Genomic DNA, 12412 nt, shown 5'->3' on the forward strand with positions numbered 1-12412 from the left:
CTCAGGCCTCCGTCCCTGCGCCGGTGCGGGCCCGGTCGGACATCAGGTCCCCGAACCGGTCGAAGAGGTACGCCGCGTCGTGCGGGCCGGCGGCGGCCTCCGGGTGGTACTGCACGGAGAACGACCGCAGCCGCCCGTCGCCGTCGCGCAGCTCGAGCCCCTCGACGACGTCGTCGTTGAGGCAGACGTGGCTGACCGACGCGTCACCGAACTCGGTGGCAGTGGCGCCCTCGAGGGGCGCGTCGACGGCGAAGCCGTGGTTGTGCGCGGTGACCTCGACCCTGCCGGTCGTGCGGTCCATCACCGGCTGGTTGATGCCGCGGTGGCCGTACTTGAGCTTGTAGGTGCCGAACCCCAGGGCGCGCCCGAACAGCTGGTTGCCGAAGCAGATGCCGAAGTACGGGATGCCGGCGCGCAGCGCGTCCTGCAGCAGCTCGACCTGGCGGGTGGTGGCGGCGGGGTCGCCCGGGCCGTTGGAGAAGAACAGCCCGTCGGCGCCCGTGGCCCGGACCTCGTCGAGCGTCGCGGTGGCGGGCAGCACGTGCACCTCCATCCCCCGCTCGCTCATCATCCGCGGGGTGTTGGCCTTGATGCCGAGGTCGACGGCGGCCACGGTGAAGCGCTTCTCGCCCTGCGCCGGGACGACGTACGGCTCGGCGGTGGTGACGGCCTCGCTGAGGTTCGCGCCGCTCATCGCGGCGGCGTCCCGGACGCGCTCGAGCAGGCGCTCGGGGTCGGTCTCGACCGTCGAGATGCCGACGCGCATCGCGCCGCGCTCGCGCAGGTGGCGGGTCAGCGCGCGGGTGTCGACGCCGCTGATGCCGACGACGCCCTGCTCGCGGAGGTCGTCGGCGAGCGTGCGCGCGCTGCGCCAGTTCGACGGCACGCGCGCGGGGTCCCGGACGACGTAGCCCGCGACCCAGATGCGCGAGGACTCCCGGTCCTCGTCGTTCATGCCGGTGTTGCCGACGTGCGGGGCGGTCATCACGACGACCTGGCGGTGGTAGCTGGGGTCGGTCAGGGTCTCCTGGTAACCGGACATGCCGGTGGAGAAGACCGCTTCGCCGAAGGTCTCGCCCTCAGCGCCGAAGGACTCACCGCGGAAGGTGCGACCGTCCTCCAGGACGAGCAGCGCGGGAGCGGGCAGATCGTGGGCAGGCGGTGCCACGCCGTACCTCCTTCTCCGCCTCACGGGACGGATCGTTAAAGGATGTTCGAGCGGCCCCGACCCTACCAGCGGGCGGCCCCCAGGACGCCATCGCGTCCACCGGGTGTCCCGGTCGGACCGGTCGCGCTCACCACGGCTGCAGCGCGAGCTCCGGCCCGTCCCACCGGCGGCGCAGCCACCGGTCGTGGGAGGCCAGCACGACACCGCCCGGCGACGTGGCCAGCGCCTCCTCGAGCTCGCCGGCGAGGGCGAGCGAGACGTGGTTCGTGGGCTCGTCGAGGAGCAGCAGGTCCGGCCCGGCGGCGATGGCCGCGGCGAGCCCGAGGCGGCGCCGCTGGCCGACGGAGAGGCCGCCGACGGGCGTGCGGTGGTCACGGGGGTGCAGCAGGCCCAGCTCGCGGAGCGCCGGGGCGTCCGGCAGGCCTCGGACGGCGTCGTCGTACGTCGCCGCCGCCGAGCGCGCCGGGTCCACGACGTCCGGGTCCTGGGTGAGCTCGCGGACGGTGCGCGCCGAGACCTCGACCGCGCCGGCGGTGGCCGTCAGCCGCCCCGACAGGACGCCGAGCAGCGTGGACTTCCCGGCGCCGTTCGGGCCGGTCACCAGGAGGTGCTCCCCCGCTGCCACGTCGAGCCGGTCCAGGCGGAGCCGGCCGGCCACCTCGAGATCGCGTGCCCGGACCAGCGGCCCGACGGACGCGGACGCGCCGGCCGTCAGGCGGCCGCGGAAGGTCAGTCGCGCCGGCGGCTTGGGCACCTGCTCGCGCTCGGCCGCCTCCAGCCGCCGCTGGGCGTCGCGCTTGCGCCGCGCCAAGGTCTGCTCGACCCGCGCGCCCTTGAACGCGTGGACGAACTTGTCCCCGTCGGTCGGGCCGCGGCCGTGCGCGACCGCGCCCGTCCCGATCCGGGTGGCCGCGCGGAGCCGGGCGATTCCGTCCTGCTGCTCGGCGTACGTCTCCTCCCACCGGCGGCGGGCGTCCGCCCTGGCGGCCTCGTACGCGCTCCACCCTCCGCCGAAGCGCCGGCCGCCGCTGCCGTCGGTCCCCAGCGCCCCGGCGTCGAGGTCCACGAGGTCGGTGCAGACGTCGTCCAGCAGGACGCGGTCGTGGCTGGCCAGGACGACCGCCCCGGGCAGGTCCTGCAGGAAGCCGGTGAGGACCTCGATCGCGTCGTCGTCGAGGTGGTTGGTGGGCTCGTCGAGGAGCAGGCAGGTCGGCCGGGTCGTCATGATGGTGGCCAGGGCGAGCCGCGTGCGCTGGCCGCCGGAGAGGGTGCCGACGACGCGGTCGGCGTCGAGACCGTCGAGCCCCAGGCGCGCGGCGGCCAGGGCGGCGCGACGGTCCGCGTCCCAGGCGTCGTGCGCGAGCGCCAGCTCCAGCGCCCGCCCGTACGCCGCGTCCCCGTCCTCCGTGCCGACGTGTCCGGCGAGCCGCTCGACGTCGGCGACGGCGGCGCGCAGGGGCGCCAGCGCCATCAAGAGCACGTCGGCGACGCTGGCGGTGTCGGCGAAGGGGGGCTCCTGCCCGAGCAGCACCAGGTCGTCGGGGGCGCTGACGGTGCCCGAGGTGCGGGCCCGTGCCGGCAGCCGGCCGGCCACGGCGCGCAGCAGGGTCGACTTGCCCGCACCGTTCTCGCCGACGAGGCCGATGCGGCGCCCGGGCTGGGCGAGCAGGTCGACGCCGGTCAGGACGGCCCGGTCGGGATAGCCGACCGACAGCCCGGTGACGACGAGCGGGGCGAGCGTCCCGGACGAGCGGGTGCCGGACGAACGGTTGCCGGGCGAGCGGGCGCCGGACGGGCGGGAACCGGAGGGTGTGGTGCGTGCAGCCATGGGAGGTCCTCGAAGGAGCTCGGAGGAGCTGGAGGCTCGCCGGGCATGTCGGGCGCGATGATGCGCCGCCGCGGACGCGAGTCGGGTCAGTCCTGGATCCACATGGTGCGACGAGCCTAGGACGTCCGGGCGGCGTCGCCAATCGGTTTTCCGACCGGGCGGCCCCGGCCGCGGCGTCCCGGCACGGAGCTCAGGCCACGAAGACGCAGAACACGTGCCCCTCCGGGCTGGCGTAGGCGCGCAGCGGCTCGTCGGGGTCGTCGGTGCGGTCGAGCCGCTCCTCCCCGCCCAGCGACAGGACGCGCTCGTGCACCGCGTCCAGCGCCGACCGGGAGGGCACGGTCGTGTCGAGGTGCGACACCGACGGATGGCCCGGCTCGGGCCACCGGCTCTCCGGCAGCCGCTCCACGCGCTGGAGCGCCAGGCAGCGGCGTCCGTCGGGGTGGGTCAGCACCAGCCAGTCCGCGTCGTCCGCGCCGTCCGGGATCTCGTCGCCCGGCCGGTAGGCCAGCCCCAGCAGCTCGCGCCAGAACTCGGCCTCGCGGCGTACGTCGACCGCGTCGAGCACGGTGTGCAGCAGCTGCGGGACGGCCGGCGGGAAGTCGAGGTGCTCCGCGGAGGGGTCGGCGGGCGGAGGGGAGCTCGGGTCGGCGGCCATGGCCCGACCCTACGGCCACGACCACAGCCAGCACGCGTGTGACGTGGGACACGGCGCGGCCCGCGGATCCTGCGTACTGTCGGTATGTGACTCTTCGCCGCTCCCTCTCCAGCGCCCTGATCGCCCTCTGTGCCGCCGCCGGCACGAGCGCCGTGCCGGCGCAGGCCGCCGGCTTCGCCGTCCCCGTGCAGTGCGAGGTCGGCACCGAGACGGTCCTGTCCTGGGACGACGTGGCCTACGACCTGCGCGGGACGTGCGGGGTCGTGCGCGTCACGGCCGACCGGGCGAGCGTGACGCTGCCGGCTGCCACGCGGCTGGTCGTCGAGGGGGCCGACAACACCGTCACCGCGAAGCCGGTCTACGACGTCGAGGTGACGGGGGCCGGGAACACGCTCACCGTCCCCAGCGTGCGCTCGCTGGTCCTGACCGGGCCGGGGTCGAGCGTCACGGTGGCCGGGCTCGTCGAGCGCGCCGAGCTGGCCGGCGGCTCCACCATGCTGGGCGCCGACACGATCAACGCGCTGCGGATGCGCGGCACGGACACGGTGACGGCGCGCGAGGCCGTCCGCACCCGCGTCACCGGGTCGGGCAACACCCTCCGCCTGCGACGCGCCGACCGGCTGGTGCTCACCGGCGACCGCAACGCGGTGGTCGTGGAGCGCGGCCGCACCACGCTTCGCGACCGCGGCGAGAACAACCTGCTCGACCTCCGCCCCCGCAGGCGCTGACGGCCGGCAGCGCCGGTCAGGCCAGGGCGCCGTCGCGGACGGTGACCCGGCCGCCGTAGACGGTGTGGACGACCCGCGAGGCGAGGCTGCGGCCGTGCCAGGGGTTGTTGCGCGAGAGCGACGCCGACGCGTCGCGGTCGACGGTCACCGACGCGTCCGGGTCGACCAGGACGACGTGCGCGGGCGAGCCGACCGCGAGCGGCCGGCCCTGGTCCGCCAGGCCGGCGATGCGGGCCGGCGCGACGGACATGACCCGCGCGACGTCGGCCCACGACAGCTCGGGCAGGGCGGTCCGCACGACACCCAGCGCCGTCTCGATGCCGAGCATCCCGAACGCCGCGTCGACGAACGCGTGCTCCTTGTCGTGGCGCGCGTGCGGCGCGTGGTCGGTGGCGACCGCGTCGATCGTGCCGTCGACCAGCGCCTCGCGGAGGGCGTCGACGTCCTCCTGGGGCCGCAGGGGCGGGTTGACCTTGTACGTCGGGTCGTAGCCGGTGAGCAGGTCGGTGGTCAGCAGGAGGTGGTGCGGGGTGACCTCGGCGGTGACGTCCCAGTGCCCGTCCCGCCGCGCCTGCGCCTTCGCCCAGCGCAGCACCTCGACCGACCCGGCGGTCGACACGTGGGCGACGTGGACGCGCGAGCCGGTGTGCCGTGCCAGCATCACGTCGCGTGCCACCACGACCTCCTCGGCGATGCCGGGCCAGCCGGGCAGCCCCAGCCGGCCGGACAGCTCGCCCTCGTGGCAGCAGGCAGCGGGGCCCGCGAGCGTCGGGTCCTGGGAGTGCTGGGAGACGACGCCGCCGAACGCCTTGACGTACTCCAGCGCACGTCGCATCACGCGGGCGTCGTGCACGCACCGCCCGTCGTCGGAGAAGACCGTCACCCGGGCGCGCGAGCGGTGCATCAACCCGAGCTCGGCGAGCTCCTCGCCGGCGAGGCCGCGGGTCACGGCCCCGACGGGCTGGACGTGCACCAGGCCGGCCTCGCGCCCGAGCTCCCAGACGCGGGTCGCGGCCTCGGCGGTGTCGGTGACCGGTGAGGTGTTGGCCATGGCCAGCACGGCCGTGTAGCCGCCGAGCGCCGCCGCCTGCGACCCCGTGAGGATGGTCTCGGCGTCCTCGCGGCCCGGCTCGCGCAGGTGGGTGTGCAGGTCGACGAGCCCCGGCAGGGCGACCAGGCCGTCGGCGTCGAGGGTCTCCGCACCGGCGGGCGCGGCGTCGACGAGCGTGCCCGTGTCGTCGACGTGGAGGTCGGCGGTCCCTTCACCGAGCAGCGAGGCTCCCTTGATCACCAGCGACATCAGGCGACTCCTCCTTGGAGCTCTCCGGCGAGCAGGTGGTAGAGCACGGCCATGCGGACGGCCAGGCCGCTGGAGACCTGCTCGAGCACCACCGACTGCGCGGCGTCCGCCGCGTCGGCGGCGATCTCCAGGCCGCGGTTCATCGGCCCGGGGTGGCAGATCGGCACGTCGGGCTTGAGCAGCGCGAGGCGGCCGCGCGTCAGCCCGTAGCCGACGGTGTACTCCCGGGCGCTCGGGAAGTAGGCGCCGGACATGCGCTCGCGCTGGACGCGCAGCATCATCACGGCGTCCGCGTCGGGCAGCACCGCGTCCACGTCGTACGACGTCTCGAAGCCCGCTGCAGCCGACCACGCTGCGATGCCGCTCGGCATCAGCGTCGGCGGCGCGACGACGGTGACGCGGGCGCCGAGGCGGGTCAGGCACTGCACGTTGGAGCGGAACACCCTGCTGTGGGTGAGGTCGCCGATGATCGCGACGTGGCGGCCCTCGAGCGAGCCGAGGTGCCGCTGGAGGGTGTAGGCGTCGAGCAGCGCCTGCGTCGGGTGCTCGTGGGTGCCGTCGCCGGCGTTGACCACCGAGGCGTCGACCCACTGGCTGACCTGGACCGCGGCGCCGCTCGCGGGGTGCCGGATGACGAGGCCGTCCACGCCCATCGCGCAGACCGTCAGCACGGTGTCGCGCAGGCTCTCGCCCTTGGAGGTGCTCGATCCCTTCGCGCTGACGTTGATGACGTCGGCCGAGAGCCACTTGCCGGCGATCTCGAACGACGAGCGCGTGCGGGTGGAGTCCTCGAAGAACATGTTGACGATCGTCCGGCCGCGCAGCGCCGGGAGCTTCTTGACCTCCCGGCTCTGCACGTCGTGCATGTCCGCCGCGGTCTCGAACAGCTGGAGGATCTCGTCGGTCGACAGGTCGTCGACGGAGAGCAGGTGCTTCACGAGATCGTCACCCCGTCGGTGCCGTCGACCTCGCTGAGCCGGACGCTCACCCGCTCGGCGAGGGCGCTGGGCAGGTTCTTGCCGACGTGGTCGGCACGGATCGGCAGCTCGCGGTGGCCGCGGTCGACGAGCACCGCGAGGCGGACCGCCGACGGGCGGCCGAGGTCGGCGAGCGCGTCGAGGGCGGCCCGGATGGTGCGGCCGGAGAAGAGCACGTCGTCGACGAGGACCACGACCTTGCGGTCGATCCCGCCCGGGGGCAGCGCGGTCTTGTGGGCGCGCCGGGTGGGCTGCGACCGCAGGTCGTCGCGGTACATCGTCACGTCGAGCTCGCCCACGGCCACGGGAGCGCCCTCGACCGTCGCGATCTTGTCCGCGATGCGCCGCGCGAGCGGCACGCCCCGGGTGTGGAGGCCGAGGAGCACCAGGTCGGTGGCGCCCTTGTTGCGCTCGAGCAGCTCGTGCGAGATCCGGGTCAGCGCCCGGGAGATGTCGCGACCGTCGAGGACGGTGCGGTCGGCCCGGCCCGGCTGCTGGCCGGTGGGGGCGGTGACGGCTTCTTCGGGGGCAGGCATCTGCGCGCCGGACCTCCTTCTCCGCCTCACGGGACGGCTCGTTAAAGGATGTCGATCGGCCCCGACCCTACCGGACCGGCAGACCGCTCGGCTCGCGCGGCTCAGCGCTCGAGGATGGCGACCACGCCCTGCCCGCCCGCGGCGCAGATCGAGATCAGCGCGCGTCCACCGCCCTTCTGCGCGAGCAGCTTCGCGGCGACGGGCAGGATCCGCCCGCCGGTCGCGGCGAAGGGGTGGGCGGCGGCGAGCGAGGAGCCGGTGACGTTGAGCTTGTCCCGGTCGATCGCGCCCAGCGGTGCGTCGAGGCCCAGCCGCTCCTTGCAGAACACCGGGTCCTCCCACGCCGCGAGCGTCGCGAGCACCTGCGAGGCGAAGGCCTCGTGGATCTCGTAGAAGTCGAAGTCCTGCAGGGTCAGGCCGTTGCGCTCGAGCATCCGCGGGACGGCGTACGCCGGGGCCATCAGCAGCCCCTCGTGGCCGTTGACGTAGTCGACCGCCGCGGTCTCGGCGTCGACGAGGTGCGCCAGGACCGGCAGGCCCCGCGCCTCGGCCCACTCGTCGCTGGAGAGCAGCACCGCCGACGCACCGTCGGACAGCGGGGTGCTGTTGCCGGCGGTCATCGTGGCGGCGGCTCCCTTGCCGAAGACCGGCTTGAGCGTGGCGAGCTTCTCGACCGTGGAGTCCGGGCGCATGTGGTTGTCGCGCTCGACGCCACGGAACGGCGTGACCAGGTCGTCCTGGAAGCCCTCGTCGTAGGAGCGGGCGAGGTTGTGGTGCGAGCGCGCCGCGAGCTCGTCCTGCGCCTCGCGGGTGATCCGCCACTCGACGGCGGTCAGGGCGGCGTGCTCGCCCATCGACAGCCGGGTGCGGGGCTCGCCGTTCTGCGGGACGTCGAGGCCGATGTCCCCGGGGCGGATCGAGCCGAGCGCCTTGAGGCGGCTCGCCGTGTCCTTGGCGGCGTTGACCTTCATCAGCTTGCGACGCAGCTTGTCGCTGATCGCGACCGGGGCGTCGGAGGTGGTGTCGGTGCCCCCGGCGACGCCGACGTCGATGACGCCGAGCGCGATCTTGTTGGCCACCTGGATCGCGGCCTGGAGGCCCGTCCCACAGGCCTGCTGGATGTCGGTCGCCGGAGTCTCGGGCGCGAGCCGGGAGCCGAGCACCGACTCGCGGGTCAGGTTGAAGTCGCGCGCGTGCTTGAGCACCGCTCCGGCGACGACCTCGCCGAGGCGCTCGCCGCGGAGGTCGAACCTGTCCACGAGCCCGTCGATCGCCGCTGTCAGCATCTCCTGGTTGGAGACCCCGGCGTAGACGGTGTTGGACCGTGCGAACGGGATGCGGTTGCCGCCGACGACAGCGACGGGACGAGTGGTGGGCTGCATGTTCCTATCCTTGCCGGTGGCGCGCCCCGCGCCAACGGGGTGAGGTCCACGTCACGAAAAGTGGACGGTGAGTTGCACTCCGAGTTACATGTCCCGCACCCGGCGCCCGCACGTCCCGACCTCTCCCCACGACCCGACCACGACCCGACCTCGACCCGACCCCGACCCGACCTCGAACCCACGACAAGGACACCGCCACCATGAGTGACCGCTACCAGGGCTTCGCGTCCTCCCCGATCGGCCGGCTGGTCGTGAAGAACCTCGGCCTGCCGAACCCCGTCGCGCTCGAGCGCTGGGCCGGGGGCGACGCGCTCGTCGACGGCCTCGTCGTGCTCGGCGGCACCGGCCGGCTGACGGCCACCCTGCCCGCCACGCTCGACGGACTCGGCATCGCGTGTGCCACGACGCTCGAGGAGGGCGCCCGCGCGAAAGCCCTGGTCTTCGACGCGACCGGGATCACCGACACCTCCGGCCTCGTCGCGCTGCAGGAGTTCTTCACCCCGCTCCTGCGCCGGCTGGAGTCCTGCCCCCGGATCGTCGTGCTCGGCACGCCGCCGGAGCAGCGGAGCGGTTCCGAGCGCATCGCCCAGCGCGCGCTGGAGGGCTTCACGCGCAGCCTCGGCAAGGAGGTCGGCCGCGGCGGCACGGTCCAGCTCGTGTACGTCGCGCCCGCCGCCGACGGCGCCGTCGCCTCGACGCTGGGCTTCCTCCTGTCGCCGAAGTCGGCGTACGTGTCGGGCCAGGTCGTCCGCATCGGCGCCCACGGGGCGACCACGACCGACGAGGTGGCCGACTGGACCCGCCCGCTGGCCGGCAAGGTCGCGCTCGTCACCGGCGCCAGCCGCGGCATCGGCGAGGAGATCGCCCGCGTCCTGCACCGCGACGGCGCGAGCGTCGTGGGCCTCGACGTGCCCCAGGCCGCGAGCGAGCTGCAGACCCTGATGGCCGAGCTCGACGGCGACCACCTCGTGCTCGATATCACCGCCAAGGACGCGCCCCAGCGCATCGCCCACCACCTGCGCGAGCACCACGGCGGCGTGGACGTGGTCGTGCACAACGCCGGCATCACCCGCGACCGGAGGCTCGCGAACATGGCGGCGGACCGCTGGAGCAGCGTCATCGCGGTCAACCTCACCGCCCCCGAGCTCATCACCCGCGAGCTCCTCGACGCGGGCGTGGTCAACCCGGGCGGCCGGATCGTCGGCGTGGCGTCGATCGCCGGCATCGCGGGCAACGTCGGCCAGACCAACTACGCCACGTCCAAGGCGGGCGTCATCGGACTGGTGGACAGCCTGCGCGACGAGCTCACCGACGGCATCACGGTCAACGCGGTGGCACCCGGCTTCATCATCACCCAGATGACGGCGGCGGTGCCCTTCGCCACCCGCGAGGTCGGCCAGCGCCTCAACGCCCTCGCCCAGGGCGGGCTCCCGGTCGACGTGGCCGAGACCATCGCGTGGTTCGCCAGCCCCGGCTCCGGTGCCGTCAACGGCAACGTGGTGCGGGTGTGCGGCCAGATGATGCTGGGCGCCTGATGGCGACCGCGCCGGAGGTCAGGCAGCTCACGGGCGAGCCCGGTGGCCTCACCACGCTGCTCCGCGCGGCGCTGCCCGTCGTGCCGGGCGTCAACCGGCTCCCCGGCGTGCGCAAGGGGTCCGCTCGCGACTTCTCCGGACTGGCGTACGCGCGTGAGGCCGTCGTCGCCGAGCGCGGCCGGGTCGACGCGTACGCCGCGGTGTGCGGGTTCCCGCGCCGCGACGTCGTCCCGCTGACCTACCCGCACATGCTCGCCTTCCCGCTGCACATGGCGATCATGGGCGACCCCGCGTTCCCCTACCCCGCCATCGGCATGGTGCACGTCGAGAACGCGATCACCGCGCACCGCGCCATCGGCGTCGGCGAGTCCCTCGACGTCACGACCTCCGTGGGGGCACCGCGTCCCCACGCGAAGGGCGTGCTGCTCGACTTCGTCACCGCAGCGGTGGCCGGCGGCGAGACGGTGTGGGAGTCGACGTCGACGTACCTGCGCCGCGGCCGTTCCGTCGACGGCGACCCGGCGCCGGGCACCGAGGTCCTCGACCCGCCCGTCGGGGGCGTCGAGTGGCGGCTGCCCGCCGACCTCGGGCGCACGTACGCCGCGGTGTCGGGCGACGCCAACCCGATCCACCTCTACCCCGTCACCGCCAGGGCGCTCGGGTTCCGGCGCCAGATCGCGCACGGCATGTGGACCAAGGCCCGGTCGATCGCCGCGATCGAGAACCGGCTGCCGGCGGCCGTGACCGCGGAGGTGGCCTTCCGCAAGCCGGTGTTCCTGCCCGGCACGGTGGCCTACGCGGCCCGGCGCGACGACGCGGGGTGGACGTTCGCGGTGACGAGCCCACGGGACGGCGCGCCGCACCTGCTCGGTCGCACGCGCCCCGCTTGAGGATCCGCCTGAGGCTCCGCCCGAGGCGGGGCCGGACGCTCCGCCTCGGGCCGCGGGGGCGCCGAGCGGCTCAGCCGCGGGGCGTGCCGAACCGCACGGTCCTGAGCGGGCGCCTGGCCGACGTCGGCGCCCGTCCCACCCCCTGGGTGAAGGTCGCCGTCGCGGGCGACCACACACCGAGGTCGGTGACGCCGTCGCCGTTCCAGTCGCCCGTCACGGGGAGGTCGCCTGCCGCGCCGAACTGCACGACCTCCAGCACGGACAGCCCGGCGGCGTCCAGGCTGCGCAGCGTGAAGGTGGCGGTGGCCTGGTCGTACACGCCGAGGTCGGTCGTGCCGTTGCCGTCCCAGTCGCCGGTGACCGGCAGGTCGTCGGCGTCGCCGAGCCACACCTGGACGGCCGAGCCGTCGGGCATCCGCTGGTGGAACGTCCCCTCGGCCGCGCGCCGGACGCCGATCTCGGTGCTGCCGTCGCCGTTCCAGTCACCGCTGACCGGGATGTCGGAGGGCACGCCCCACCTCATCTTGACGATGCCGCTCGGCGTCTTGAGCTTGAACTTGCTCTTGCGCGGCGTCCGCACGCCCACGTCGAGCCGCCCGTCGCCGTTCCAGTCGCCGAGCAGCGGCTCGTCGTACGCCTTGCCGAACCTGACGGTGACGGGTGCGGCACCGGCGACGTGGACGATGAACGAGGACTTGCGGGCCCGACGGAACACCGCGATCTCCGAGGCACGGTCGCCGGCGAAGTTGCCCGCCAGCGGGACGTCCACGCAGTTGCGGGAGGTCTGGGCGCCGCTGCGGAACTGGCTGCCGTTGAACCACGCGGGCACCACGCTGCGGCCGCTCTTCTCCTCGAAGTGCAGGTGCGATCCGGAGGAGTTGCCGCTGTCACCGAGCGTGCCGATCATCGCGCCCTGGTCGACACGCTGGCCGACGGCGACGACCACGCTGGCCAGGTGGGCGTAGAGCGTGCTCTCGCCGTTGCCGTGGTCGATGACGACCCAGCGCCCGTAGCCGCCGCGCGGCGTGGCGTACGCCGCCGTCACCACGCCTGCAGCGGCGGACACGACCGGTGCGCCGAGGTCGGGGTTGCGGTTCCAGTCGACCGCGTTGACGCTCGGGCTGTGCCCCGGCCGGGTCGAGCCCGTCCAGGTCTCCCCGCACGGGAAGGGCATCTGGAACGCCGTCACGGGCGCCGCCCGGCGCGCACCGGTCGCCGGGGCGGCGGGAGCGAGCAGCGCGAGGGCGGCCGCGGCGGCCACCAGCGTCCTCGCGCGCGGGGTCGTACGGGCAGTCGTACGGGCATTCGTACGGGGGGCAGGACCCATCGGTGAGCGTCCTCGTCACAGGTGTCGAGCGGAGGGCGCTCGGGGCCGGCTGGACGTCACGCACCACACGGGTGAGCGGCAGT

At 74.4% G+C, this 12412-nt stretch carries 11 protein-coding genes; 3 read left to right on the forward strand and 8 right to left on the reverse strand.

Going from position 1 to position 12412, the window contains the following annotated elements; all coding sequences use genetic code 11:
* Position 1: 1 nt before the first annotated feature.
* From carA to J3P38_RS11790, 3 genes are all read right to left on the reverse strand, one after another.
* Positions 2–1168 carry a glutamine-hydrolyzing carbamoyl-phosphate synthase small subunit gene (gene carA, locus J3P38_RS11780; protein ID WP_307807876.1) on the reverse strand — a complete coding sequence of 389 codons (1167 nt, stop codon included), beginning with the start codon at positions 1166–1168 and terminating at the stop codon, positions 2–4.
* Between the two features lie 127 nt (positions 1169–1295).
* Complete coding sequence (locus J3P38_RS11785; protein WP_210503775.1) at positions 1296–2996, reverse strand: ABC-F family ATP-binding cassette domain-containing protein; 1701 nt, start codon at positions 2994–2996, stop codon at positions 1296–1298.
* 190 nt (positions 2997–3186) lie between these two features.
* Positions 3187–3654 carry a VOC family protein gene (locus J3P38_RS11790; RefSeq protein WP_210503776.1) on the reverse strand — a complete coding sequence of 156 codons (468 nt, stop codon included), beginning with the start codon at positions 3652–3654 and terminating at the stop codon, positions 3187–3189.
* 86 nt (positions 3655–3740) lie between these two features.
* On the opposite strand from J3P38_RS11790, the gene J3P38_RS11795 reads away from it, so the two are divergent.
* A complete protein-coding gene (locus tag J3P38_RS11795; protein ID WP_210503777.1) occupies positions 3741–4382 on the forward strand; it encodes a DUF3060 domain-containing protein in 642 nt (213 codons plus the stop codon).
* 16 nt (positions 4383–4398) lie between these two features.
* On the opposite strand, the gene J3P38_RS11800 is transcribed toward J3P38_RS11795, so the two are convergent.
* From J3P38_RS11800 to J3P38_RS11815, 4 genes are all read right to left on the reverse strand, one after another.
* Positions 4399–5682, reverse strand: a complete 1284-nt coding sequence (locus J3P38_RS11800; protein WP_246856050.1) for a dihydroorotase — start codon at positions 5680–5682, stop codon at positions 4399–4401.
* Complete coding sequence (locus J3P38_RS11805) at positions 5682–6620, reverse strand: aspartate carbamoyltransferase catalytic subunit (RefSeq protein ID WP_210503778.1); 939 nt, start codon at positions 6618–6620, stop codon at positions 5682–5684. The genes J3P38_RS11800 and J3P38_RS11805 overlap by 1 nt, the downstream gene beginning before the upstream one ends.
* Positions 6617–7195 carry a bifunctional pyr operon transcriptional regulator/uracil phosphoribosyltransferase PyrR gene (pyrR, locus tag J3P38_RS11810; protein WP_210503779.1) on the reverse strand — a complete coding sequence of 193 codons (579 nt, stop codon included), beginning with the start codon at positions 7193–7195 and terminating at the stop codon, positions 6617–6619. The genes J3P38_RS11805 and pyrR overlap by 4 nt, the downstream gene beginning before the upstream one ends.
* A 101-nt stretch (positions 7196–7296) precedes the next feature.
* Positions 7297–8577, reverse strand: coding sequence for an acetyl-CoA C-acetyltransferase (locus J3P38_RS11815; RefSeq protein ID WP_210503780.1), 1281 nt, complete (start codon positions 8575–8577; stop codon positions 7297–7299).
* 200 nt (positions 8578–8777) lie between these two features.
* On the opposite strand from J3P38_RS11815, the gene J3P38_RS11820 reads away from it, so the two are divergent.
* A complete protein-coding gene (locus J3P38_RS11820; RefSeq protein WP_210503781.1) occupies positions 8778–10112 on the forward strand; it encodes a 3-oxoacyl-ACP reductase in 1335 nt (444 codons plus the stop codon).
* Positions 10112–11002, forward strand: a complete 891-nt coding sequence (locus tag J3P38_RS11825) for a MaoC/PaaZ C-terminal domain-containing protein (protein WP_210503782.1) — start codon at positions 10112–10114, stop codon at positions 11000–11002. The genes J3P38_RS11820 and J3P38_RS11825 overlap by 1 nt, the downstream gene beginning before the upstream one ends.
* A 70-nt stretch (positions 11003–11072) precedes the next feature.
* On the opposite strand, the gene J3P38_RS11830 is transcribed toward J3P38_RS11825, so the two are convergent.
* Positions 11073–12263, reverse strand: a complete 1191-nt coding sequence (locus tag J3P38_RS11830) for a M23 family metallopeptidase (RefSeq protein ID WP_307807877.1) — start codon at positions 12261–12263, stop codon at positions 11073–11075.
* Positions 12264–12412 lie beyond the last annotated feature (149 nt).

This window comes from Nocardioides xinjiangensis (assembly GCF_017916455.1).
Classification (GTDB): domain Bacteria; phylum Actinomycetota; class Actinomycetes; order Propionibacteriales; family Nocardioidaceae; genus Nocardioides; species Nocardioides xinjiangensis.